This is a genomic window from Dehalobacter sp. TBBPA1 (assembly GCF_040931655.1).
GTDB lineage: Bacteria > Bacillota > Desulfitobacteriia > Desulfitobacteriales > Syntrophobotulaceae > Dehalobacter > Dehalobacter restrictus.
Map to the genome: position 1 here is coordinate 1607898 of NZ_CP162385.1, position 26169 is coordinate 1634066.

The window sequence follows — 26169 nt, forward strand, 5'->3', positions numbered from 1 at the left end:
TTCGATAACCTAGACAGTTAAAAAAAATAGCGCTTGTCCAAGCGCTATTTTATTCCTGTTTTAGAGATAGTTCAAAGGATTTACAGTACTGCCGTTAATGATTACTTCAAAATGCAAATGTGATCCTGTTGAATTGCCGGTTGAGCCTACATTGCCGATGTTTTGGCCTTTCGATACAGTTTGTCCGACACTGACAAACAGTTTGGATGAGTGACCATACCGGGTAGATACGCCATTACCATGATCGATCATGATGCAGTATCCATATCCGCCATCCCATCCTGCTTCTACAACGGTGCCGGAAGCTGCCGCATAATAGGGCTGGCCGGTAACTCCATCAATGTCGATTCCAGTATGGAAGCTTCCATGACGAGAACCATAGTAGGAGGTAATACTTCCGCTGATGGGCCAGCTTAAACCGGAGATACTGCCGGATCCGCGGGATGTCCCAACATAGACAATTGAGCGGCCAGGTCCTTTAGCAACAATCTGATTTACAGGTTTATTGACGACTTCTTCCTTGACAACCTGCTTTTCGATCATTTTACCATTTTCCTCAACATACGAATATGTAACGGCCTTTTCACCATCTTTACCCGCCTGCTTGATGATACTTTTGCCGTAGCCGAGACTGCTGTCCGTCTTGGAAACCACATCAAACGGAACAACCTCACTGACCACTTTTGTACCTTCACTTCGTACTGTAAGGTAAGGCTTTGTTTGAACAAGCTTGATTTTCTGTCCTGGCTGAATGACTGAGTCTTCAGTAAATCCCGGGTTAGCAGCAATTACTTCGTCTGTCAGCATATTGTTCTTACGGGCAATCAGCCATAAAGAATCATCTTCTTGAATGGTATACGTGGTTTCTGCCACATCGCCTTTAACCAAGATTTCCAAAGCGGCATCAACTGTCTTGACTTCACTCGGGTGAACCTTTGATGCAATTTTGGAGACCGGTTCGACAATTTTAACTGAAGAAACAGTATTATTTTTCGAAGGCTTCGTCTGATAATCCTCATACTTTTTCAACAAAGTATTGATGTCTTGTTCGTTGGCTAAAACAACCACGACTTTGCCATTCACCTGTAGCCCATAGCCATTGACGTACGGCTTGATGGCATTTGCCAAAACATCTTTAGACACCGGCCCGGTATAATCTTCATTCTTTAATCTTAGACTTTTATATTCTATGGTATCGCTGGTCTGAGCAACGGTTCCGGCTGCGTTCCCCTGCTGGGTAAGAATCTCTTGAACCAGTCGTTTAGCCTCAGACTTACTTGCTGCATAACCAATGTTTTTACCGTTTACAACAATACCTACTGCCGGAGTTGTCGAGCTAAAATAAAAACAACCACTGAAAATCACTGCCAAAGCCAGCACGGTGATCCCGATCGTCTTTGGAGATTTCCAGGAAATATTTTTAATCTTTGCTGCCGTCTTCGAAAAAATTTCTTTATATTCGATTTTATTTGCTAAGTTCACGATGCCAAATTTTATTTTTTTCGCTTGCTTAGCCAAAGCCTCTGCAGTATTCACTTTTTTAAATTTTTGTATGATTTTGTCCAGATAATTTTTGTTTATCTTTCTACTAATCATTCTCGCCTCCCTTAGCTTGTCATTCGTACACTGCTATATCATACCATTAATTAAGCCTTAAGAAAATACAGGAATTTTCCAATTCATTGGCTCACACGTTTATTCCTTGAGAAATTCCTTATATTCTAGGCAAAATTTCTTTTAATTTTATTGATAAAGGACAAAATTCCCGTGGACCTTTCATGGGTGACTCTTTTCCCAAGAAGCGTTTTGGCGATGCTGAGGACCTGAACTGCATATTCAGAATTAGGCTGGGATAAAAATAAAGGGTTTTGACTCTTTAAGGATTTTGTGACTTTTTTGTCATCGTAAATCCAGCCAAGCAGTTCCGGCTGCAGCTTGAGATACTTGGACGAAGCTTTCTTAAATGTTTCACAGCACTTTATCGCTTCGGCTTCATCTTCACAGCGATTGATCACCAGGTAAGGACGGATATTCGAATTGCGGTACGCCAGCGCTTTGGTCAGTCCGTATGTATCCATCATCGCGTGCGGTTCTGTGGTGGTAATCAGCAGCAGGTCATCCGCAGCCTCCAAAAATTTAAGTACGACTTCCGAAATACCTGCTCCGGTATCGATCAGAAAGATATCGCATTCACCTTCCAGATCCGCAAATCCGGATATGATACGGTTAAACTGAAGAGGACTGAGATTTGTTAATGATGAAATGCCGCTTGAACCCGGCAGAAGCTTAATTCCTCCCGGGCCGGGAGTCAGAATGTCCTTTAAGGTGCACTCGCCTTTCAGGACATGGGTAAGGTTCAGCGGATTATTCAATTTCAACAATAATTCGACATTGGCCATCCCAATATCGGCATCAAGGATAATGACTCTTTTACCAAGCTGGCTTAAAGCCATACTCAAATTGATAGTGAGTGAAGTTTTACCAACTCCCCCCTTACCGCTGCCGATCGCAATGACTCTGGATTTTTTTTGCTGTCTCTGGACAGTTGGAATCGTAACGCACCAGCTCTGCTGAGCCGGCTGCCGGGAAATCACTTCGGATGTAAGGACGATTTTCGAATCGGAAACCAGCCAGCGTATCACGGTACCAATCGGGATCAGCAGCAGATAACCTTTATGTAAAGTGATTGCCAATTCCAAGCGGTCAGGGAATACATTCTTTATTTCTGCAGTATAGATGTCGTGAAACAATTCGGAGTTAGTCGTAAAATTAAGTTTTTGTCCTGCAAAGAATTGTGGCTGATTCATTAATTTCCTCCTGAATTCTGAACTGCTATATAATTTTCTACAACGAAGGACAAGTTCCCTTCTGCGCAGATAAAAAAAATGATTGCGAGAGATGGGCAATCATTACATATTACCATTTTTACCTCTTTCTGATATGATAGTTACAAAGTAGCATTAACTGGATCATACAGGAGGATTATTAATGAGTACGTATGGTTTAATCGGAATGGTTTTCATTTCTTTGGCTTTACTGATTTACAGCATCGGCGTCTGGAGCGAGCATTTTCAACGCAGACTGAAATGGTGGCATGTCATAACCTTTTATTGCGGCCTGATCTGCGATACCATTGGAACTGGGGCAATGGGACTTATGGTAGGAGGCCTGCTTCAATTCACTTTTCATGGTCTCACCGGTCTCGCGGCGATTATCATTATGTTTTTTCATGCCATTTGGGCAACAGTCGTCTTGATGAAAAACAATGAGCAAATGATTGGTAAATTTCATAAATTCAGTATTCTTGTGTGGGTTATCTGGTTGATCCCGATGATTACCGGTGCAATATTCGGTGCTAGCGTATAAGAAAAGTAATGCTCAGGGAGAAGTAAGCGTGACTTTTACACCATATTGTTCAATTCTTTTTATTTGTTCCGGAGAAGCTCCAGCATCTGTGATAAATTGATTCACTTTTTCCCATTTAGCAAATGTATGGTAGAGAATATGACCAAGTTTCGCACTGTGAGCGACAAGAATAACTTCCCTGGCCGAAGTAATCATGGCCTGTTTGACTTCGGATTCAATCATGCTCGATGTCGAAAGACCTTTTTCCGTGCTGATGCCTGTCGCCGACAGAAACAGTTTATCCGCATAGAAACCATCCAGGTTTTCCCTGGTCATCGGCCCCAGCAGCGAATACGTCGTGCTTTGCACTTCCCCGCCTGTTAAGACGGTTGTGATATCTTCACGCATACTGAGAATTTCGGCAACGGCAAGGGAATTCGTTACAACCGTGCATTTTATGTCAAGGGCGAGCGCAATCGCCAGTGTCGTCGTTCCGGAATCTAGAATTACGGATTCTCCTTCATTAATCAGACCAGCAGCTGCTCGGCCAATGCTAAGTTTTTCACTTTGGGCTTCGCCGATCCGCGTAGTAAAGACGGTATTCTTAATTTGAGGGTTTTGAGGATAAACGGCTTTGCCGTGTTCCCGCTGAATCAAGCCCATCAAAGCAAGCTGTTTAAGATCACGGCGTATGGTCATTTCGGAAACATTAAACTCAGCAGCCAGTTCCGCTACCGTCAAATGCCCGTGTTTTTGGAGCAAATATCTGATTTTTTCCTGTCTGCCCGCTGTCAACTGCCCACCTCCAGCTTTACATATGCATTTCATGCTATTGCCATATTGAAGTTTATTTAAGTATGACAAAGTATTAGATCTGCCAGTTCTTTGTTTATAGTATTGCAACGGAACCCTCATAAACAACGCCGGACAAGGCGTCTACAGTAATTAAAACACCTTCCTGAATCTTCTGTACAGCATCATCCGCTCCGACGATTGCCGGAATCCCATATTCCAAAGCAACGATGGCTGCATGCGAGGTCAGTCCTCCGCGTTCAACCACAACTGCACCGGCTTTCGCCATAACCGGCAGCTGCTCGGCATCGGTAAAAGGTGCTATAAAAATATCCCCTTGGCTGAATTTCTCCGGATCGCTAGCTTTGCTTGCTTTCCCCGAATAAGCTCTTCGTCCGATCCCTGTACCTCTTGCCAGCACATTCCCGACCACCTGGACTTTGATCAGATTGGTCGTGCCAACTTTACCAACCGGGACACCCGCAGTCAGCACAACAACATCGCCGGTTTGAATCAATTTCTGATCCAAAGATCTTGTCACGGCAACGGAAAGCAGTTGGTCCGTTCCTGTACTTTCCGGGACAATGATGGTATGAACACCCCAGCTGAGGGTCAGGCTTCTCGCTACTTCGGGATAAGGCGTTGTTGCGATGATCAACGACTTCGGCCGGTAACGGGAAATCATTCTGGCTGTTTTGCCGGACTGGGTCGGCGTAATGATTGCGGCCGCGTTCAGATCCGCTGCTATAGTATAACTGGCATGACCGATCGCGTCGGCAATATTGCGTCCTTTTTCCAACGGGGCACTGGTCTTAAAAAATATCCCTTCAGCCTTGTGCGCTATTTTATCCATTGTCTGTACCGCTTCGATCGGAAATTCACCGGCTGCAGTCTCACCGGAGAGCATGATCGCGTCCGTGCCGTCTAAAATTGCATTGGCAACATCACTTGCTTCTGCTCTGGTCGGACGCGGCTGGTGCGTCATCGATTCCAGCATCTGCGTCGCTACAATGACTGTTTTGCCCAACGCATTGCATTTGCAAATAATCTCTTTTTGAAAAATTGGGACTTCTTCCACCGGGATCTCCACGCCGAGGTCTCCCCGGGCTACCATAATACCGTCGGCAACTTCCAAAATACTGTCGATATTACGTATGCCTTCATGACTTTCAATCTTGGCGATAATCTTTACCGCAGCGTTCGCTTCCTCGACAACTTTCCGCACTTCCAGAATATCCGAAGCCTTGCGGGTAAAGGAAGCCGCGATAAAATCAATCCCGTTTCGCAGCCCAAACTGAATATCTTCAATATCTTTCAGCGTGAGAGCCGGTAACTGAATGCTGGCGCCGGGAACATTGACCCCTTTTTGGGATTTTAGCAGGCCCCCGTTCCTGACGATCGTCGTGATTTGTCCATTCTCAGCTGAGGTGACTTCCAGATCAAGCAGCCCGTCACTCAGCAGAATATGATTTCCGGGCACAACCTCGCTCCAGAGATCCGGATAGGTCACAAAGACCCGCTCAGCTGAACCGAGGCTTTCATCCTGATCAAGCATAAAGTTGCTTCCGTTTTCCAGATGGACCCCTTGTTCAGGAACCAAGCCTGTACGAATCTCCGGACCTTTGGTATCCAGCAGGATCCCCAGATTAACACCGGTTTGTTCTGCAGCAACCCTGAGGTTCACAATTGTTCTTCCATGCGCCTCATGACTGCCGTGAGAAAAGTTAAGTCTGGCCACATTCATGCCGGACTGAATCAGCTGTCTGATCTTATCCGGATGCTCACTGGCAGGACCGATCGTACAAATGATCTTGGTTCTTCGCATCATATCGCCCTCTCTTACTGAATTCGGCTAACACTGCGATTCTAAATTAACATTTACTTAAGATTCTTCTACTAACCCCAGACTAGGTCTCCGTAATGGATAGCCAGCGCCAAGCGGAGCATGGATTGCGCAGCGCGGCTTTTTGTGCCATGGAAGGCACAATAGCCGAAAGCGGCTATCCATTATGGAGACTAACCCATATTAATTAAAACCCGCGGGCAGCCATCATCTTGATCACATCGATCACCCTGTTCGAATAGCCGGATTCATTGTCATACCAGGCCAGGACTTTGACCATCTTATCACCGATAACCATTGTGGACAGTCCGTCAACGATTGAACTGGCGTTATTGCCGTTATAATCGCTCGAAACAAGGGGCAGTTCGTTATAGGAAAGGATTCCTTTTAGCTCACCTTCTGCAGCCTGTTTAAGCTTGGCATTGACTTCTTCCTTCGTCGTCGCTTTGCTGACATTCACAACAAAATCGACCAAAGACACATTCGGTGTCGGGACTCTTACTGCCAGACCATTCAGCTTTCCTTTGAGCTCTGGCAAAACAAGGGCCACGGCTTTTGCCGCTCCTGTGGTTGTCGGGATCATTGATTGGAATGCAGCTCTGGCTCTGCGCCAGTCAGAATGCTCAAAGTCTAGAATTCTCTGGTCATTGGTTACGGAGTGCGTTGTCGTCATCATTCCCTGCTCGATGCCAAATTCTTTCATAATCACTTTCGCAACAGGAGCCAGGCAGTTGGTGGTACAAGAAGCGTTGGAAATGATATGATGTTTGGCTGGATCATATTTGTCGTCATTGACACCCATCACAATCGTGAGATCTTCATCTTTACCGGGTGCCGAAATAACAACCTTTTTAGCCCCTGCTTTCAGGTGTTTACCTGCGCCTTCCCTGTCCACAAATCTTCCGGTCGATTCAATCACGACATCGACGCCCAGTTCTTTCCAGGGCAGCTCTTCCGGGTTTTTTTCGGCCAAAAGTTTGATGGTGCTTCCTTTGACCTTCATCACACCATCTTCGACGATAACATCGTAAGGCAGTGTACCGTGGGTAGAATCGTATTTCAGCAAATGCGCCAGCATATCTGCTTTGCCAAGATCATTCACTGCAACGACTTCCAAATCCCCTGAAGATTCAAGAAAAGCTCTCATACAAAGCCTTCCAATTCTGCCAAAACCATTGATTGCTACTTTAACGGACATAAATATCATCCTCCAAATGTTTATTTAAACATATATATTCCGTGTAAATGAACATATTCCTGCTTTAAAATGTTAATTCGCACATTTTTGTTTTGGTTTTTGTTTTGGTATTTGCATATGAACATAGCGTCCCCAGAAAAGAACAAATCTTTCAGGAAATTTAAAGGATTACTGCATGAAAAAACCAGGATAACCTAATGAGATACTATCCTGGTTTATCATTTTCTCTCTAATTGTGATTAGTGATCATCAACGTTTTTAAACAATCCTTCCTTGCTATCGCCGATCTTGGAATAATGATTTCAAACAGTGCGCAGTATTTATCTGCGAAGGCGACAACAAACGATTCCGTATAGCGCGGCAGTTTCACAGTTAAGGGCCACATATGCTTGACAATAATGTCCTTTTCTACATCATTCAAAATAAAATACTTTCCGGCATTTTCCAGAGCAGCTGACGGATGGGTAAATCCGTGCAACCCCTTTTCCGGTTTCGTCGTATGCCAGTCATACAGAAAAAAGTCGTGCAGGAGTCCGCCCCGCGCGGCAGACCGGAAGTCGAGCCCCAGTCTACGGCAAAGAATAAAACTGGTGTAGGACACGGAAAAGCTGTGTTCCAGACAGGTAATATGCTTATGATGAATATACTTCTCCATGACATACAGTTTTTCGTTAATGATCAATTCCTGAATACAGTCCCGGTATTCTTCAAAATCACAAGAATCTGTTTTTAAGTTCAATCTTAATTTTGTTAAGCCTTTCATTCAGGATGCTCCTTACATCACGGTTAATGATACCCGCATTCAAAACCATCAGGCGTGGAAAAGCCAGAAAAAACCGTTTGTATTTCAATACATTTTCTCGATATTTGATTACGGGAATGTTGGCATAATTCAAAATGACTTCCATGAGATTCAGCGCATCACCGACAGATTTCACCGCATCTGCAAAGAAGTAGACAACAAACGCAATGACCAGATACGCCTTAACTTCCGCCGGTATCAAGAATACCCTTGACGAAATGACCGGATGAACGTACTGGAGCAGCACAAAGGCCAGCAAGCCCCAGAGTACAGAATATTCGAGACAGATATACCCTCTTAGGTTGGCGGTTTTGTTGCTGTAGTCCCACCACTTGCAGTGGAATATTTTTTCCAGAAGGAACCCTGTCAGATATTCCAATCCGGTAACAAGCATGGTAGCCATCAAAATACTGATCAGCACTGCAGCTGGTGAGCTTCCAAAGACGGAACTCGTCCATTCGGAAGAAAGAAGCACTAAAACAGCGCTGAAACCATAAAGCGGACAAAAGAATCCGGCTAAAAAGCCCCTGTTGATAAATTTTCCATGGACGATGCAGGCAAACCCCGATTCCAGCATCCAGCCTAAAAAAGAATAGATTGTAAAGAATAACAGAATATCCATTCCGCTGCTTCCCATGATTCCCCCTCCTTCCTCCATTTAAGACTAAGATAATTATCGCAATAATTTTACAAATTCTTTTATTTTTTAGGTCTGGTTATATTCCCGCCTGATTAATCAGCGAAGCCAGATACCCGGCTCCAAACCCGTTGTCAATATTAACAACGCCGATTCCTTCCGAGCAGCTGTTCAGCATGGTAAGCAAAGGGGCGAGTCCGCCAAAATTCGCGCCATAACCGACACTTGTTGGGACCGCGATGACCGGACTGGTGGCCAGTCCACCGACAACACTTGGCAGCACGCCGTCCATCCCGGCGACAACAATCAGCACCTTGGCCTGCTGCAGCCGCTCCGACTGGGACAATAGTCGGTGAAGACCTGCTACGCCTGTATCATACATGCGTTCGACCTTATTTCCCATAGCTTCCGCGGTTACAGCTGCCTCTTCGGCAACTGGCAGATCTGAAGTACCTGCACTCACAACGAGGATATTGCCAACAGACCTTTGAACCCCTTTTCTGATCACAATCGTGCGGGAGGTTTCATTGAACTCAGTCGACGGGATCTCCCGGCAGACGGCCTCATAGACTTCCCTGCCGGCCCTTGTTGCGAGTACGTTCTGATCGGAAACCTCATGCAGTTTTTTGGCAATCTGAACAATTTGGTCTGTCGTTTTGCCCGGACAAAAGATTGCTTCCGGAAACCCCTTACGATACTGACGGTGAGTATCCAAACGCGCATAGCCCATGTCACAGCTGTACATCTGCTCAAGCTGCTGCAAGCCTTCATCGATTGAAATCTGACTGTCCTGAATCTGATTCAGGATTTGTTTGATTTTATCTTTCATGTTATTCCTACTCTCTCTTATTCAAGTAAGGCAAGCAACAGCGATATACCGGATCTAATATCGTTTTTAGACGCAATTTCCCCTGGCGTATGCAGATGCCGGACTGGAACAGCCAGGCCCCCGGTAGGGATCCCGCCTTTGGTCAGGTGAACTGGTCCGGAATCGGTACCTCCTTTTGTAATGATTTCCCATTGATAGGGTATCTCGTGCTGTTCGGCGATTTCAGCCATCCAGTTTTTAATTTGGGGAGATACGACGATCGATCTGTCCATCACTTTAATCGCAATACCTTTATTCAGAGAAGTCCGCGGCACCTCGTATTCCCTGGGCATATCAAAACTGAACGTCGTATCGATATTCAAAGCGAGATCCGGTTCCAGCGCGTAGGCGGCTGTTTTTGCTCCGCGCGCGCCTACTTCTTCCTGGGCAGTAAACACAAAGTACAAATCATCCTGGCTGCTGACTCTTTTCAATACTTCCAAGGCGATAAAACAGCCTGCCCGGTTATCCAGCGCTTTGGAGATCATACAGTCTTTGGTCTCATGATAAGCTCCGGAGAATACGGCCATATCGCCTTCCCGAACCATCGTTCTGGCCTCTTGCTCACTGGTTGCTCCAAGATCGAGGAACAGCCGTTCCGGTGAATTTTCATCCGGCTTCTTTTTCTCTTCGCGGCTGACGACACCTACTGCTCCGTTGGCAAAAACAAAGCGCTGCGCGAGCAGAACATGATCTCGTAAACCGCCAACCGGTGCAAAATACAGATAGCCCTGCTTATTGATATGGGTAACCATGATGCCGACTTCATCCATATGGCAGGCAATCATCATTTTCTTTCCCTGGCCTTTTTTTCTGACAATCAGATTACCCAGCGTATCCGTATAAGCGGTATCAGCATCATTTTTTGTCTGGTCTAAAATCAGCGCCGCAACGTTATGTTCTTGGCCTGAAGGACCAAAAGTCTGGGTGAGCTGCTGAAGTAAGGTGAAATCTAAAGAGTCTAAAGGTTTTGTATCTGTCATAAAGAGCCTCCTACTTCTTATCAGGGATTCCATTAGATGTATTTTCTCGGGTAAGTTCGAGGACCGCAATACCGCTTTTCGGCTCTTGTGGCATCCTTGGCGCAAAGAGCCGCGCTCCGCATCCAGCTTCGCTTTTCGCCGAACTATGGCCCTCAGACTATGTTAAGAAATATTTAGATTTAAGAAATCGTGGATGTCATTTAAAATGCATTGAAGAAGCTGTATACAGTGCTGATAGTCTTTTAGGGAAATAATGGAGCTCATCGTATGGATATTTCGGCACGGTACACTGAGTGTAATCGTGGGTATCCCGCTACCGGCCTGATGGATGTTTCCCGCATCATTAGCCGCGGCAGCCCCTTGTCTGAACTGGAGCGGAATATTATTCTTTGCAGCTACAGCCATCACTTTTTGGACGAGTCCAGGTTTATAGATTGTTGCGGAATCCATCAGCGAACAGGCCGGACCGTTTCCCAGCGTGACAATCCAGTTTTCCCGTTCGGATTCAGTAAAATCAGCAGCGCGTGTCGCCTCAACAACCAGGGCCAGATCTACCTGAAGATAATTGCTTACCACTTTCGATCCGCGCAGGCCAACCTCCTCCTGTACTGTGAATACAGCTGTCAGATCACAGGGATAATCCTGTTCTAAGAGCTCTATGACCGCCGCGCAGCCTACCCTGTCATCAAGGGCTTTGCCTTTGTACAGTCCTGAACCAATCTCTTCAAACACTGTTGGGAAGGTGACGTAATCGCCCAGTTTCACAACATTTTCTGCTTCTGCCTTGGAAGATGCCCCGATATCGATGTACAGATCCTCAATATCCGGGATTTTTTTTCTTTCCTCCGTTTTCTGCAAATGAACGGCTTTCAAACCGATGACGCCTTGCAGACCGCTGTCGAATACGACGGTCTTGGCAATCAAAATCCCTGGTTCAATACCGCCGACGGTCTGAAATTTCAGATAGCCATCCGCGGTAATTTCCGTAATCATCAGGCCGATTTCATCCATATGGGCGCAGACCAGGACTTTTGGCAGATTTTCGCTGAACTCTTTGCCGACCCCTTTTCTCTCTATCAGTAGATTTCCGATCTGATCCGTCCTGCAGGAATTCAAATTGTCTTGGAGTCGGTCTTTAAGATGCGCCAGAATAAAGTCCCTGACCGGTTTCTCATTTCCTGATACGCCGTTAAGTTCAGATAATTCTTTTAACAGCATGTTAGAGTTCCCCCAATTCTTCCGGCAACGACGCAATGAAATACGCCAGCAGCTTGCCGCACTCAACAATATCTTGCAGCGAGGCCGTCTCGACGGATGTATGCATATACCGGAGAGGTATGGACACCAATCCGGTCGGTATGCCGTAACCGGCTAGCTGAATTACTCTGGCATCGGTTCCTGTCGCCCCTGGAACCGCCTGCTGCTGACAGGCAATCCTGTTCTGCCGGGCACTGTCGGAGATCCTGGCGTGAACCCAGGGATGGATATTCGGGCCTAGACTGATCACCGGTCCTTTTGCCAGTTCAGCGGAAACCTGACTTTTGGTATCCAGCGTCTGGGCATGCGTCACATCAACGGCAACTGCCAGTGACGGCAGAAGCCGCTCCGAGCTGGTAAGCCCTCCTCTTAAGCCAACCTCTTCCTGAACTGTAGCGACCGCTATCACATCATGCTGATGTTTCATACCCATCAGTTCGTTCAGGCATACCGCCAGTACTGCGACTCCAGCTCTGTCGTCAAGCGCTTTGCCGGATATTCTGTCGTTAAGCAGCTGCAGCGGGCCCCTTTTGATGCTGGCGATATCTCCCGGTTTAACCATTTGAGCTGCCCCTGCATCATTAAAACCGATATCGATCACCAGGTCCTCTATATCGAGGGTCTGCCGCTTCTTGCTGTCCTTGTGGGAAGATCCCAGGCAAACTACGCCACGCAGATCTTCCTTTCCGTGTACCAGGATTTCCTGATAAAGCAAGGTTCTCTGGTCAATTCCGCCGAGCGTGGCAAAGTGTAAAAATCCTCTTTCATCAATATGGGTGATCATCAACCCGATCTCATCGATATGGGCAGCGAGCATTACGGAATGTTTCCCGCTGTGCTCTCCTTTCTTAACCGCATAGAAATTGCCGATAAAATCAGAGAAAGTCTCTGTCGATAGTGGCGCAAAAATATCCTGAAGTGTTGTTTTTAAACCCTGTTCATATCCGGAAACACCTGTCATTTCCGTCAACGAACAGGTAAGTTCCCGCGCGAGCTCGAAGGAATTCCTTAGCACGTGCATCTTCCTTTCCTTAGTACCTGTTATCCCTCAATCGAAGCTACTCACCTGTGCCAAACAGAACTTCGATCGTATCTCCCTTATTGACAACTTTGCCGGCCTCCGGTGACTGCTTATAGGCGAGGCCGCTGCCGCCAAATTCATAGCGCAAATCCAGTTTTCCTAGTAATTCGCCGGCTTGTCTGATGGTCAGTCCTTTCAGATCAGGTACAAGCACTTCGCCTTCCCCGGCCTGTCTGGCAGGAGGACTGTTCTTGTCTGCTTCCGTATTACCATTTTTCGCGGCCGCTTGCTCCGCCAGAACGTCAGGGTCAACCTTGGTAAGATCACTCGGGGTCTCAGCGGAAACCGGCACGCCATAATATTGTAAAGTGCCCTCGATAATATTTTTAACGCGTGGTCCACCGAGTGTTCCCCCCTGGATGACCGGTGCATGCGGTGTATCAATAACGACCAGTACTGCGATCTTTGGATCGTTGGCCGGAGCATAGCCGACAAAAGAGACGATATAATCGGTATCCGAGTACTTCCCGGTTTCAGGATCAATTTTCTGGGCTGTTCCCGTTTTGCCGGCAACTTTGATACCGGGAATTTTAGCCCGGCTTCCGGTACCGCTGTCTACGACACTCACGAGGATATCGCTCATGGTCTTGCTGGTTGTCTTGGAAATAACCTGACGTACAATCTTCGGCTGGGTTTTACTGACGATCTCCCCGTCCTTATTCTTAATGTTTTCTACAATATACGGCTGCATGAGCTGGCCTCCGTTGGCCACCGCACAGATCGCCGTTAAGAGCTGGATCGGGGTGACAAGGTTGGCCTGACCGAACGACATGGTCGCCAGTTCAAGGCTTTTGACCCTGCTCTTGTCAATCAATAGGCCCCTTTCTTCACCGGAAATATCAATATCTGTCAGACTTCCGAAGCCAAAAGACTTTAAGTATGTATAGAATAGGTCTCTGCCTAGTTTTTGTCCGACCTGGGCAAGTACAACGTTGGAAGACAGCTTCATGCCATCGACGAAAGTAATGTTGCCATGCGCCTTTTTGTCGGAATCCCAGTTTGTGATCCTGCGGCCCCCGACAACCCAATAGCCCGGATCTTTGAAGAGTTGGGTCGTATTAATGGCATTTTCTTCGAGTGCTGCCGATCCGGTGATGATTTTAAACGTGGACCCGGGTTCATAAATCATGCTGATGGCCAGGTTTTTCCTTTGATCCGGTTTGGTGGAGGCATAGTTGCTCGGATCATAGGACGGTCTGGAGCCCATACCGAGTATTTTGCCGGTCTTTGGATCCATGGCCAGGATAACCGCTCTCTGTGGCTTGGTTTCTGCGACAATATCATCCAGTTCGTGTTCAATGAGATGCTGAATGGTGGAATCGAGGGTCAGGGTTAAATTGTCCCCTGACTGTACATTATCCTGAATCTCATTGTTTTGATCCGTTTCTACCGGATTCTCTAAATTTGCTTCCCCTTTAAGCTCGGCGTTGTAGGAATACTCCAGACCTTCAACCCCGTCTCCCGCCATATTGACGATGCCAAGTATAGCCGCTCCCATCTCCCCTGCCGGATAGCTTCTTTTATAATTATCACTGAAGCCGATTCCTTGAATATCAAGTTCTTTAATTTTTTCCGCCGTACTGATATCTACCTGCCGTTTCAGGCTGACCCATGCCAAGTCTTTTCGCAGTAGGGTAAGAATATCATTTTTATCTTCCCCCAAAATGGCCGCAATATTTTCAGCGATTTTCTCTTTTTTTTGTAATATTTGTTCGCTTGTCAGCGTTTTATCCTTGGCAATGGATTTATCCAGCATTCTCGGATCGGCATAGACATCCTTCACCGGCACACTTTTCGCCAGCACATTGCCCTGTGCATCCATAATGGTTCCCCGCTCATAAAGCATGGTCTGTCTTATCGCCTGGAAATCCGCACCTCTGGCCTTTAACTCTGCGGAATTGATAACCTGGAGGTAAAACAGTCTTCCTAATATTAAAACGCTCAAACCGATGAGCAGGCCATAGATAACCCACTCCCGGTAAAAATACTGCTTCGTTTTTTTCACGGTGTTGTTCCTTTCCTGTCATGATGCTCTGCTTCTATTTTACCATATGTTTTCAAGTTGATAAGATCCAAAACATCAAAAGCTCACATAATCTTAACTATCGATGGCAATTAAATAAAAACCACCTTGCTAAGATCTGTGAGCTTGAATCTATTCTCCCCCAATTAAACGAAAGCATTCAATGTAAATTTTGTCTTTGGCGCTGCAAGAAGAGGAGAAGCGCACTGCTGACAGCACCGCCAAAAAGTCCTCCTAAATGGGCGAAATTATCGATACCAGAAAAAACAACACCAAAGACCAAGTTGATACCGAGCACGATTGCAAGATTGGTAATCAGACCCGTTTTCCAAAACGCTGGTTTTCTGCAGCCATAAATGATAATTGCCCCCAGCAGGCCGAATATCGCTCCGGAGGCACCTGCCGACAATTCGGGTCCCCAGAGATAACTGATGAGTGACCCGGCCAAACCGCTGAACAGGTAAATCAGCAAAAAGCGGCCATGGCCAAACAATCTCTCGGCTAATTTCCCCAGAACAATCAGTGCGTACACGTTAAACAGCAGGTGGGTAAAACCGATATGTATAAACATACTGGTCAAAAGACGCCAGTATTGCCCTACATCGATCAATGTATTCATTTTAGCCCCGAAAAAGATCAGGACATATGGGTTTTGTGTCCCCCCGGCCAGCTCCATGACAAGAAAAACAACCACATTGATCAGGACAAGCAAATAGGTTACATAAAAAACTTTGAATTCTTCCTTATATGTCGTATTCATTCCATCCACCAATCATCATAATGATTAAAAATGCCCATGTTTATCGGCATTCACTAGAAAATTCATGAGAAAGACGGCAGCCGGAATGTGTGCACCTTAAGAGCCCTGAATGTGTATCCGGCTGCCGGTTTTGTCCTCCGCACCTGACGCGGGAACATGATTCACTTAATATCTGGGAGGAATAAAAAGTCTTTCACCGGGATAGATAAGATCGGGATTGCCTAGATGGTTATACCCAGCAAGTTCACGCCAATCCAGTCCATATCTCTGCGCAATTTTGTAAACGGTATCCCCTTTTTGAACGACATAAACTTCCGGCAGCGGCTTATGAACCTCCATGTGTTCATAATAAGGTGTACAGCCGCATGGATCGCAGGTATACCCTGACTGCGTCTGCTCCGCATACATGCCTTCAGGACCCATCTGTTCATACTGAGACATCATTTCCGGGTTCATCATGCCCATCATATCCTGCTGGTTCATCATACCAGTCATCTCAGGCTGATTCATCATACCGGTCATATCAGGCTGATTCATCATATTTACAGCCGGCGGCTGATTCATATAGCCGGATTTTCTTCCGAAGTACATCTCCATACCTCCTTTTTGTTATAGGATATGGAGAAACACTGCTAAAGTGTCTGTACATGGTAATAATTGTCTGATTATTTTTCATATTTCTATTCCATTTTCGCCAGAAACTTTTCAACCTGAACTGCCGCAAGCGCTCCATCCCCGACTGCGGTTGCAACCTGCCTCAAAGGGGTATTACGAATATCTCCGGCCGCATAGACCCCAGTAATATTTGTTTTCAGCAAAGCATCTGTGATAATATACCCATATTGATCGACTTCAAAGTATTCTGACGTAAACTTGGTATTTGGTTCGGTGCCGATATAAATAAAGACACCGTCAACCTCGATTTCTTCCACAGCCCCAGAACCGACATTCTTAAGAATTATTTTTTGTACTTTATCATTCCCGGCGATCTCCTGAACAACACTGTCCAGGACAAACTTAACTTTCGGATTTTCTTTCGCCCTTTGGGCTGCTATCTGCGAAGCTCTGAATTCTTTTCGGCGATGAACGATATAGACTTCAGATGCAAACTTCGTCAGGTAGACACCTTCCTCAAGCGCGGCGTTTCCACCGCCGATGACAGCGACTTTCTTTCCTTTATAAAACGCCCCATCACAAGTGGCACAATACGATACGCCGCGTCCGTGAAAGGTATCTTCTCCCGCTACGCCCAAAAAACGCGGCTTGGATCCGGCAGCAATGATCATCGCTTTCGCTTCGAGGGTTTGCTGTCCGGTCACAACCGTCTTCATATCTTTCTGAAGATCCAGATGCAGGACCGGTTCGAAAATGAATTCGGCGCCCTGATTCATGGCTTGTGTATAAAAAGCATTCATCAAATCGAAGCCGGTAATCCCTTCCGGAAATCCCGGATAATTTTCGATTTTTTCTGTCGCCGCTGCCTGCCCGCCCGGCATCATGGATTCGACAACTGCTGTTTTTAATCCGCCCCTTGCCGCATAAATGGCTGCTGTAAGCCCTGCAGGGCCGCCTCCGATAATAATCAGATCATACATTGCTGCACCAACCTTTTGTTTTATTCTCAGGTTAATTTCTTGTTTATTAAAAGTATAGCTCAGAAATTTATTTTCAGGAAGCCAATAAGATGAATTTTATGATAAACTATGAATATATTGCCAACAATAAAAAATAAATATGCAGATGTTACATACATTTCTGTGATTTGAACAATTTAACTCAGGAGGGAAATATGCGCGGGAAATCTATTTTAAAACCTGGTCTCAAGGTACTCGTTTTACTCATCATTATTATTGCTGTGCTTTCGGCCTTGAGCGGATTCTACGAAGACTGGCTGTGGTTTACCGACTTAGGGTACGCAACTCTATTCTGGACACCGTTCTTCAGCAAAGTACTTATTCAGGCCATTAACGGAACAATGTTGTTTTTAGTGATTTTCGCAACACTGATGTCGGGAAGACATGCGTTTACAACGTTTTACAATGAAAGATTCCGTAAAAGGATCAGACTGGTCGAAGAAGTCAACCTTCCGCCTGCTGTCAGTCCGCGCAGGGTTACCATTTCCCTGCTTGTTTTATCTGCCGTGATCAGTATTATTGTGAGCTTCATCGTCGGTTTTACCGGCTGGCTTGATTTTCTGTCCTTTGTAAATGCCTCTTCCTTTCATTATTCCGACCCGCTGTTTAATCAGGATCTTGGTTTTTTTGTGTTTAAGCTTCCTTTCTTTGAGACCATTTATAACGCATTTTTCTCTCCAATCCTTATTTTAACCTTGTTTACCGCACTTTTTTATATTATGACGGGGGTCGTCCGCTTCCATTCCATCCGGATCTGGAAGAAAGATGCTGTCGTCATCAGTCCTACGGCCAGAAGACACCTTGGGGTTCTTTTAACCATTCTTTTTGCGCTGAAAGGCTTTGGCTACTATATCAGCGCCTATGAAATCGTTTACTCGCATCGAGGTCACGTCGTCGGCGCCGGATACAGCGACATTTACGCTTCGCTTCCAGTCTTTAAAATCCTCGTCGTTGTGAGCCTGGTTTGTTTCCTGTTTTCCCTTATCGCTTTTTTCCGAAAAGATTCCCGTTTGTTGACCCTGCCGGTCTCGTTTTTGATTGTCTTTTCGTTTTTCACTTCCGGTATCTTTCCTACCATGCTCCAGTCCCTGGTTGTCGTTCCAAACGAGCTGCAAAAAGAAGCGCCGTATATTGCCAGTGAAATCCAAATGACCCGCTATGCCTACGGTCTGGATAAAATCAAGGAACAGGACTACACCGGGGTTGAGACGGTTACTGCACAAGACTTAAAAAACGAACTCGGAACACTGAATAATATCCGCCTGAATGATCCCCGCCCCATGCAGCAGATCTACACGCAAAAACAAGGGATACGCCAATACTATAAATTTAATGATATTGATGTAGACCGCTACAAGATTGGTGATACATATCGCCAGGTTATGCTCTCGGCGAGGGAAATTTCGCTTCAGGACCTCGATCCGAAAGCCTTGACCTTTGTTAACACCCGGTTTAAATACACGCATGGTTTCGGCTTAACCGCTTCTTTCGCCAATGCTGTCACCACCAAAGGGCTTCCTGCTTTTGCAGTAAGCAATGTGCCGCCGCAAACAGACTATACGGAACTGAAGATTACCGAACCGCGAATCTACTTTGGCGAACTGACGAATGACTGGGTCGTCGCCAACACCAAGTCCAAAGAATTTGATTATCCCCTAGGCAATGAAAATGCGGAAAGCAGCTATACCGGCAAGACAGGTATCCCATTTACTGCCTTTAACAAACTGATGCTGTCTCTTCATCAGATGACCCCGCGTTTTTATCTGGCCGGAGAAGTAACTTCGGAAAGCAAGCTTCTTCTGTACCGGAATGTTCTGGAGCGGGCCAAGAAATTGGCGCCATTTCTGACCTATGATAACGATCCTTATACAATCATTGACAACGGCAAGATTAAATGGATCATTGATGCCTATACGACAACGAACAGCATTCCTTACTCCAGCAAATACTCCACCCAGGATTTTAATTATATCCGCAATTCCGTTAAAGTCGTTGTCGATGCTTATGACGGGACCGTTGATTTCTACGCGGTCGACAAAGAAGATCCTATTCTTCAGACCTATCAAAGGATTTTCCCGGGTGTATTTAAAAGTATTTCGGAAATGCCCTATTCTATAAAATCGCACCTGCGCTATCCGGAAACAATGTTCAAAATCCAGTGTGACATGCTGAACACGTTTCATATGACCAACACCAAAGTATTCTATAATAAAGAAGATGCCTGGAACGTTGCAAAGGAAATTTACGGTTCATCGGAACAAAATGTGGAACCCTATTACGTGATCATGAAACTGCCCGGGGAAACGAACGAAGAATTTGTACTGATGCAGCCTTTTACCCCGGCCTCAAGTACTACGAACAGTCGGAATAATCTTGTCGCTTGGCTCGCCGCCAGGATGGACGGCGAGAATTACGGAAAACTCGTCTTATATAAAATGCCTAAAAATATGGAAATTGACGGTCCATTCCAGGTTGAGTCCAGAATCGATCAGGATCCCGTAATTTCCCAACAGTTTGCATTATGGAACCAAAAAGGATCGAGCGTTCTCAGGGGAAATCTCCTAGTATTGCCGATTGGCGGGAATTTCCTGTTTGTGGAGCCCATTTATCTGCAGTCCACGACCAACGGCAGTATTCCTGAGTTGAAACGCGTGGTTATCATCTATGAAGATAAGATTGCGATGACCGAAACGCTTGAAGAAGGACTGAAGGAAATCTTTGGCCGTTATATCCCATCTTTGGATACGCTGCAGGAAACGCCTGTTGATAATGCAGGAAATCCTGATCAGACAAATGCAACAGATACCACGAAAACAGAGCTGCAAAGTGTACTGGACCAGATTAAGCAGATTAGGGAAATGCTTGACGCCTTGGAAAATCAGCTCACAACCATCAATAACAAAGGCCTTACTGTGGACAGCGGATTGGATACCAGCCAGGCGCTTCCAGCGGATGATAATGCTGGTAATGCCTCCGCCGGCTCTGCTAAAGATACAGCTGAAGCTACCGTGAACGCGGGCCGATAGGCACATCCACATTTGAAAGGTAGTGCGTATGATATTCAATCTGGATCAATGGCTGATTTACAAAGGAATTGAAGAAACGGCTGCAGTCCTGATCGCGAATGCCGCAGCGGTGGTTATGGTTCTGCTGGTCAGTATTTTGGCCTTCATCGTTACAAAGCAAGTATTCCTGCGAATCCTTGCTTTCTACATCCATCGCAACAAAATCCTCTGGGATGATAAGCTTCTTGGCAGGAAAGTCTTCAGACGCCTGGCGCATATGATCCCGGCAATTGTAATCTACGCCGTAGCCGGACTGTTCCCGGAATATTCCGGCTTCATTCAAAAAATAGCGATTATTTACATCATTGTGGCCGGCACATTGGCCATGCTCGCTTTGCTTGACGCGATTGACGATATTTATCGGACTTTTGAAGCTTCCCGGTTCAAACCGATCCGCAGCATCGTCCAGGCCCTGAAAATAGTCGTCTGGCTCATCGGCGGCATCTGGATGATTGCTACGATGATTGACCGTTCCCCTCTCCTTCTGCTAAGCGGAATTGGAGCAGTAACGGCAATCATCCTCTTGATCTTCAAGGATTCTCTTCTAGGTCTGGTAGCGGGGATTCAGCTGTCTTCCAATGATATGCTCAGGATCGGTGACTGGATAGAAATGCCCAAGTACGGCGCTGACGGAGACGTTACGGACATTTCCCTGAACACCGTCAAAGTCAGAAACTTTGATAATACGATTACAACAATTCCGTCGTATGCCCTGATCTCCGATTCCTTTAAAAACTGGCGCGGTATGCAGGAATCCGGCGGCAGAAGAATTAAGAGATCTATTTTTATTGACAGTTCCAGCATCCGTTTCTGCACCGATGATATGCTGGCGAAGTTCAAGGAATTCCGATATCTTTCTGAGTATATCGAGAATAAAAAACGGGAGCTTGAGAAATACAACCTGGAACATAACATTGATCCTGCTCAGCTCGTAAACGGCAGAAGACTTACGAACATTGGTACGTTTCGGGCCTACCTTCAGACCTATCTTGAAAACCACCCGGAGATCCACCCGGAAATGACCAGGATGGCACGTCAGCTTCCGGTGACCGAGTACGGGATTCCGATCGAAATCTATGCGTTTACCAAGGATACATCCTGGGAAAGCTATGAAACCGTCCAGGCCGATATTTTTGACCATATCCTGGCCATTGTTCCGGAGTTTGAGCTGCGGATTTATCAAAGCCCCACCGGCTACGATCTGCGGCATATGGGGCTGTGAGCTTTCTTTAGACTTTTAAAAACCACAAGAACCAGACTGCATGGTTTTGCTCATCGGCGGCTGCTCTTTTGAATTGTTCCCTGATAAAAGGATCCTGTGTCTTTTCAGCCACATTATGATAGAAATCAACCGTATGCTGCTCATCCTGAAAGGCAGACTTTAGAGCCGCCCTGTAAGCGGCAGGACATTCTTCAGTCATCTGAGGGTTTGGTTTTGTCCCTGTGATTTCAGTAAATATCTGCGAAAATATGTGATAATGCCGCACCTCGTCCTGGCGGATCTCCAGGATTTGTTTTCTTATTTCCTGATTCGGCGCTTTTTCAGCCAGCTTGGCGTAACAGGCGATCGCGCTATACTCTCCGTTGATAGCCCTGACCAAATCCTGAGTTAATGAGCTTGTGCCCGGAACCATATAAGATACCTCCCCAACATTAATTGTTGGTTTATTCTATCTCATTAATTCACGGATCGTGCCTGGCTATTAATTTCCTGATCAGAAAATTTTAAGTACGCATTGGCCGCGTTCAGGCCAGTCGTTTTACACTTTCCGCCAGGGCACCTATTAGACGGTGAAACCCCAAGGCATTCTGAGCTGGAACACGGTAATGTTTATTGATCTCTATCTGTACTGCCGGAATTCCCAGTTCGTGTGAGACAAAATGGGAGACGGTATTCGCGCCGGAAGCGGCAAAAAAGTCCGTCGAAACTCTGGCTAAGCCGAAATCCCGGAAGTTTTGTTCCAGGATTTCCAAAATATTCGCCTTGCCAAGCAGGTTCTTCTTTTGATTTGTGCCCAGGTCCACATCGAAATCTCTCTCCCGGGCAGCCCCATGAATGTCCAGAACAATCTTTACTTTCTTTTCACGGCAGAAGCTGGCGATCCGGTCTTTATACATGCAGGGATCGTCGGCATTCGGGTCTCCGCCGTAGAGCTTCGTCGCTGCTATGGCATGGCATCCCGTCAATTTGTTTAACAGGAAGACAACGGAGCCTGTGAACTGATCCGACATCAGGATCTTTTTCTGCCTGTAATGCCTGACCGCATGCGGGGCAGACACCAGTACGGGCAGTTCCCCGATTGTTAACAGGAATGGAGTTTCCTGCTTTGGATTGACACGCCTGTCGGTTTTATAGAAAACTATTTTTTCAATATTTACGGCTTCTTCATTTAAGCGAGCTCGGTTATATTCATTTAAAACCTTTTCAGGCATATGCTCCATCATGGGACTAGTACCTCGTTAACTTTAAAATTGACATGAACTATACTTCCCTCCAGTAATAAACAGACTTCTCGTTTCCCGGCAAAAGCTCCAGGTACAAATCACCCGTTGGAGCTAAGATGATGACCGTATTGGATTTTGTAGCGGACACATCCGGTAATCTCAGCCATTGATGTTTACCGTTAGCGGAAATGACGTCCAGGCGTCCCTTGCTTTTGATCATGACCTGATTCGTATTGCTGATTTTTGTTTCTGTCTCCGCATACGGAATCTCCCCTTGCCAGACCACGGTTTCCGTCATCGCCGGGCCGGATGGCTGTACTTGATAAACGGTCACCTCCTGAAGAATGTTCCCGCTGATTTTGCCAACATAGATTTTGTCGTCACGACAGCCAAGCAGCGTATCTTCAGGATCAACTGAAATATGATTCTTACGGCCGACCTGATAAACATCAATCGTCTTGTTCATCCCCATTCTGCTCTCTGCATAGATGCTGCCGAATTTATTGGAAACCGCAATGTTTAGAATTTCTTCTCCCTGCTGATTCACCCTGTTCAGGGTCTTCATAATATCCATTGTAATCAGCTGGTGAGTCTGATTGTCATCCTTAAACAAGATAAATAGCTTGTTCGTATACGTCGACATTTCAATTTGCAGCACCTGATCGACCGCAAGACTTAATTCCCTGTCCAGCATCGGTTTAAAGCTGTTCAATTCAGAAGAGCCGGTGCTGAAATCCACTGAATATAAGCTTGTTACGGCGTTCTTGTTCTGCTCCCTTATCAGATAGACCATACCGTTGCGGTCCGGAAGCCAAGCGAAGCCAACAATCTTTGCCGTGTCCTTTTCCGGACTCTCCGCAAAAATTTTCGTGTTGGTCGTCAAGTCAATGACTTCAAGATAACGTCCAGTTTGATAAGCCAAAAACTTTTTATTGTATGACAGCATGAAACTATCAGCCTGACTGAGATCCGTCTTCAAAACATAAACCTGATTAATGTGCAAAGAAGGGTTTAACAGCTGATCTGCTTTCCAGTTCAGAAGCGCATAAACAGCAAGCTGTAAGACCAGGGAAAACATTATCAGCCAGATCATCCATCGTCTTTTCAATTCTGCCCCACCCCACTCTGATTCTTTCCTGGCATGACCACAAAAGCTGTAGGCATATAACGTTCACCGTAGATGTTCCACAGTTGATTGATAATCCGACCTTGATAGAACAATTCCGTTGAAGAACCGCCGTCAAGATTCACTGCATTTTCAGCCCCGTATTCTATAAATACATTCATCAGATCCCGCAGTGTGGCTCCCATACTCCATTCAGGCTGTCTGCCGTCGATCACAACAAAAACAACCGTACCATCAGCTTTTTGCCCGATTCCTGTTCTGGGAGCAAGGCCCTGACCTCCGTCACCTTTGATCTGAGGCTCTCCGTTCAGGATAAGGTTTGGCTCGAAGCTGACAGCCTGCTGAATCTCTAAGTTCCCGATCAGTCCGGACGAGAGTTCCTGGGCAGATACTGTCCGGAGGATCAGCTTGCCTTCCTTATTAAAACCGATCAGATTCGCACTACTTTCTGCGTTCAGGTTTTCATGAATGAGCTGCCCATCCCTGACGGTGATCCCATCCGGATAAGCGCCGTTCCCCTGAGAATTCGGATCATAAAAGCCTCCGCCATTTATACCGGCTACCGCACCCTCCGCAGTGACCAGTTCTGATAAGCGTTGTCCGGCTACGCCAATCTCTTTGGTAGCCGCTACTTCAATCTGAAGAGGATTACGTACGAGCATGACAATGCCTTTAAAATATTTACCTTGAATATTCTCTAGCCTGATCCCGTTTTCTTCATCCACAATTTGATGGTCAATATGCTGGATGACAGGTTCCACGGTAACTGATGTATTTCCATATTTCTGAGTGATCTCAGCAATTTTCTGATCCGCTAAAAAAAAATCCGCGACTTGAGGATGGCGGGACGACAGAATCGTACTGACTGTAACATAAGTCAACGAATGAAAAGGACCGTAAAAAACAATGAAAGGTCCTAAGAGGATGAACAACAACATATTCCCAACGATGAACCGGATCAGAAATTGTTTTTTTGTTATCAAGGTCTCCACGTTCCTTTTACGACTTCGGCAGCGATTGCCCGAATTGTTTTTCTTGAGGTCATCGCTTCTGTTCGAATCGAGGCATAGGCTGTTTCTTCATCCGTCCCGGCTGCAATCAGGATTAAAATTGCCTGATACACCAGTTTTCTTGTTTTAAGTTCATCATTTAATTTATTCATTTCTTTGCGCAGTTCTATTTCTCTGTTAAACCGGTGTTCAGCCTGGGCAATCCCGGAGACGACATCTATCGCTCTGAGCGGAGCCGTCATGATATGGTGGACATTGGTTTTCAGCGCAAAATCCAGGTTCACATAATCCTTTTGATCAAGCACGAAAATAACCGGACAAATATTGGCGTGTACGAGATTCTGAACAAGATCAAGCGGCGAAATCCCATGGATATCCCCTCCGCAAATGATCAGGTCAGGCTCAACCCGCTGCGCCATGCGCAGAGCCTCTATACCGCTGTCGGTCCTTGCAATCGCCTGATAATTGGCTAAAGGCAGGATGGCATTCAATTCATTAATTTGTTTTTCCTGGCTAATCAGTATGGCTCTTTTCATTTAGTCTCTTTACTCCATCAAGAAATCGGTCAACAGTTCTATTATACTATTTGGCAAGGCAAAAAAAAATAAGTGCTTTGTACCAAGAATTTTTTGGATAACAAGGTACCAGGCACTTAATGATACTATATTTATAAGCTTCTAAGCAATGATTTTTCCTTACACTTTGTTTTACTGCGGTTACATGGTTCGATAAAGTCAGGACTTTATTGACGAATCGACATTGAAAACCACCCTGGCTTCCGTATTTTGAGACGCACCGCCTTCAAGATTGGCTTTGATCGCCAGTACCATCTCATGCTGGCCTGCCGTCGCACTCTTACCGGTTGCATCACCTAAGGCATCAATATTTTCAAAGGCAATTTTAGCTGTTGCTCCGGGTTCCAGTGTCGGTATAATCCCTTCCTTGCTGATCTGTTTGTTTTTATCTTCCAGGGACTGAATGGTCAGGATAACCGGCACATTGGTCATCGTGTTCTCGGTCATGTTTTGAATGATCGCAGAGACTTTAAAATGACTTGCCGGTAGGATCTGAACTCCCTTAAACATTTCCTCCCCATAAGTGATGTCCCGGATGACAATTTGAGGATCAAAATCAATACTTACAATTTTAATCTCAGGTTCTGTTTGTTCCGGAGTGGAAACGATCTCCGTATTTCCGATCAAGCTGCCCATAAGGCCAATAAGAGCAACCAATATGACCAGTCCTCCGACAAACAAATACCTTCTTTTAATAATGAAGAATTTAGCCAAGTGTCTGCACC

24 protein-coding genes are annotated in these 26169 nt (G+C 45.9%); 3 read left to right on the top strand and 21 right to left on the bottom strand.

Features of this window, described 5'->3' with window-relative positions; genetic code table 11:
• Nucleotides 1-60: 60 nt before the first annotated feature.
• The gene (locus AB3489_RS07855) at nucleotides 61-1596 is read right to left on the bottom strand and encodes a peptidoglycan DD-metalloendopeptidase family protein (protein ID WP_368292449.1); all 1536 of its coding nucleotides are present in this window, start codon (nucleotides 1594-1596) and stop codon (nucleotides 61-63) included.
• 125 nt (nucleotides 1597-1721) lie between these two features.
• Nucleotides 1722-2807, bottom strand: a complete 1086-nt coding sequence (locus AB3489_RS07860; RefSeq protein WP_368292451.1) for a MinD/ParA family protein — start codon at nucleotides 2805-2807, stop codon at nucleotides 1722-1724.
• Nucleotides 2808-2988: 181 nt separating this feature from the next.
• Between AB3489_RS07860 and AB3489_RS07865 the strand changes: the two genes are divergently transcribed.
• Nucleotides 2989-3366: an HsmA family protein gene (locus AB3489_RS07865; protein ID WP_019225359.1), complete on the top strand. Its 378-nt coding sequence runs from the start codon at nucleotides 2989-2991 to the stop codon at nucleotides 3364-3366.
• A 12-nt stretch (nucleotides 3367-3378) separates the two neighbouring features.
• Here the strand turns inward: AB3489_RS07865 and AB3489_RS07870 are convergent, their stop codons facing one another.
• The 13 genes from AB3489_RS07870 to trxB all read right to left on the bottom strand — a co-directional run bounded on the left by AB3489_RS07870 (nucleotide 3379) and on the right by trxB (nucleotide 17184).
• On the bottom strand, nucleotides 3379-4140 hold the full coding sequence (locus AB3489_RS07870) for a DeoR/GlpR family DNA-binding transcription regulator (RefSeq protein ID WP_019225358.1): 762 nt from the start codon (nucleotides 4138-4140) through the stop codon (nucleotides 3379-3381).
• 94 nt (nucleotides 4141-4234) lie between these two features.
• A complete protein-coding gene (pyk, locus tag AB3489_RS07875) occupies nucleotides 4235-5962 on the bottom strand; it encodes a pyruvate kinase (RefSeq protein ID WP_368292453.1) in 1728 nt (575 codons plus the stop codon).
• Nucleotides 5963-6167: 205 nt separating this feature from the next.
• Nucleotides 6168-7178, bottom strand: a complete 1011-nt coding sequence (gap, locus tag AB3489_RS07880) for a type I glyceraldehyde-3-phosphate dehydrogenase (protein ID WP_368292455.1) — start codon at nucleotides 7176-7178, stop codon at nucleotides 6168-6170.
• Nucleotides 7179-7407: 229 nt separating this feature from the next.
• Nucleotides 7408-7941 carry an HD domain-containing protein gene (locus AB3489_RS07885; RefSeq protein ID WP_368292456.1) on the bottom strand — a complete coding sequence of 178 codons (534 nt, stop codon included), beginning with the start codon at nucleotides 7939-7941 and terminating at the stop codon, nucleotides 7408-7410.
• Nucleotides 7892-8617, bottom strand: coding sequence for a putative ABC transporter permease (locus AB3489_RS07890; RefSeq protein ID WP_368292457.1), 726 nt, complete (start codon nucleotides 8615-8617; stop codon nucleotides 7892-7894). The genes AB3489_RS07885 and AB3489_RS07890 overlap by 50 nt, the downstream gene beginning before the upstream one ends.
• Before the next feature lie 79 nt (nucleotides 8618-8696).
• Entirely contained in the window at nucleotides 8697-9446 is a 750-nt protein-coding gene (gene larB, locus AB3489_RS07895) for a nickel pincer cofactor biosynthesis protein LarB (protein ID WP_368292459.1), read from the bottom strand.
• 17 nt (nucleotides 9447-9463) lie between these two features.
• Nucleotides 9464-10468 carry a M42 family metallopeptidase gene (locus tag AB3489_RS07900; protein WP_368292460.1) on the bottom strand — a complete coding sequence of 335 codons (1005 nt, stop codon included), beginning with the start codon at nucleotides 10466-10468 and terminating at the stop codon, nucleotides 9464-9466.
• Between the two features lie 162 nt (nucleotides 10469-10630).
• Nucleotides 10631-11686: a M42 family metallopeptidase gene (locus AB3489_RS07905; RefSeq protein WP_368292462.1), complete on the bottom strand. Its 1056-nt coding sequence runs from the start codon at nucleotides 11684-11686 to the stop codon at nucleotides 10631-10633.
• Nucleotide 11687: 1 nt separating this feature from the next.
• Nucleotides 11688-12746, bottom strand: a complete 1059-nt coding sequence (locus AB3489_RS07910; RefSeq protein WP_368292464.1) for a M42 family peptidase — start codon at nucleotides 12744-12746, stop codon at nucleotides 11688-11690.
• A 37-nt stretch (nucleotides 12747-12783) separates the two neighbouring features.
• Entirely contained in the window at nucleotides 12784-14811 is a 2028-nt protein-coding gene (locus tag AB3489_RS07915; protein WP_368292466.1) for a penicillin-binding protein, read from the bottom strand.
• A gap of 178 nt (nucleotides 14812-14989) precedes the next feature.
• A complete protein-coding gene (locus AB3489_RS07920) occupies nucleotides 14990-15589 on the bottom strand; it encodes a rhomboid family intramembrane serine protease (RefSeq protein WP_368292467.1) in 600 nt (199 codons plus the stop codon).
• Between the two features lie 165 nt (nucleotides 15590-15754).
• Nucleotides 15755-16180, bottom strand: a complete 426-nt coding sequence (locus tag AB3489_RS07925) for a LysM peptidoglycan-binding domain-containing protein (RefSeq protein ID WP_019225348.1) — start codon at nucleotides 16178-16180, stop codon at nucleotides 15755-15757.
• Nucleotides 16181-16269: 89 nt separating this feature from the next.
• Nucleotides 16270-17184, bottom strand: a complete 915-nt coding sequence (gene trxB, locus AB3489_RS07930) for a thioredoxin-disulfide reductase (RefSeq protein WP_368292468.1) — start codon at nucleotides 17182-17184, stop codon at nucleotides 16270-16272.
• 194 nt (nucleotides 17185-17378) lie between these two features.
• Here trxB and AB3489_RS07935 point away from each other — a divergent pair, with 194 nt between their 5' ends.
• Entirely contained in the window at nucleotides 17379-20249 is a 2871-nt protein-coding gene (locus tag AB3489_RS07935; RefSeq protein WP_368292470.1) for a UPF0182 family protein, read from the top strand.
• Between the two features lie 28 nt (nucleotides 20250-20277).
• The gene (locus AB3489_RS07940; protein ID WP_368292472.1) at nucleotides 20278-21510 is read left to right on the top strand and encodes a mechanosensitive ion channel family protein; all 1233 of its coding nucleotides are present in this window, start codon (nucleotides 20278-20280) and stop codon (nucleotides 21508-21510) included.
• Nucleotides 21511-21517: 7 nt separating this feature from the next.
• Here the strand turns inward: AB3489_RS07940 and AB3489_RS07945 are convergent, their stop codons facing one another.
• From AB3489_RS07945 to AB3489_RS07970, 6 genes are all read right to left on the bottom strand, one after another.
• Nucleotides 21518-21922, bottom strand: a complete 405-nt coding sequence (locus AB3489_RS07945) for a ferritin family protein (RefSeq protein ID WP_368292473.1) — start codon at nucleotides 21920-21922, stop codon at nucleotides 21518-21520.
• Nucleotides 21923-22034: 112 nt separating this feature from the next.
• Nucleotides 22035-22733 carry a hypothetical protein gene (locus tag AB3489_RS07950; RefSeq protein WP_368292475.1) on the bottom strand — a complete coding sequence of 233 codons (699 nt, stop codon included), beginning with the start codon at nucleotides 22731-22733 and terminating at the stop codon, nucleotides 22035-22037.
• 37 nt (nucleotides 22734-22770) lie between these two features.
• Nucleotides 22771-23841 carry a hypothetical protein gene (locus AB3489_RS07955; RefSeq protein WP_368292477.1) on the bottom strand — a complete coding sequence of 357 codons (1071 nt, stop codon included), beginning with the start codon at nucleotides 23839-23841 and terminating at the stop codon, nucleotides 22771-22773.
• Nucleotides 23838-24842 (bottom strand): phosphodiester glycosidase family protein, encoded by a 1005-nt coding sequence (locus tag AB3489_RS07960; RefSeq protein WP_368292478.1) that lies wholly within the window; start codon nucleotides 24840-24842, stop codon nucleotides 23838-23840. Before AB3489_RS07960 ends, AB3489_RS07955 begins: the two co-directional genes overlap by 4 nt.
• Nucleotides 24839-25405 carry an ANTAR domain-containing response regulator gene (locus AB3489_RS07965; RefSeq protein ID WP_025205623.1) on the bottom strand — a complete coding sequence of 189 codons (567 nt, stop codon included), beginning with the start codon at nucleotides 25403-25405 and terminating at the stop codon, nucleotides 24839-24841. Before AB3489_RS07965 ends, AB3489_RS07960 begins: the two co-directional genes overlap by 4 nt.
• 198 nt (nucleotides 25406-25603) lie before the next feature.
• Nucleotides 25604-26158 carry a hypothetical protein gene (locus tag AB3489_RS07970; protein ID WP_368292481.1) on the bottom strand — a complete coding sequence of 185 codons (555 nt, stop codon included), beginning with the start codon at nucleotides 26156-26158 and terminating at the stop codon, nucleotides 25604-25606.
• Between the last annotated feature and the right edge of the window lie 11 nt (nucleotides 26159-26169).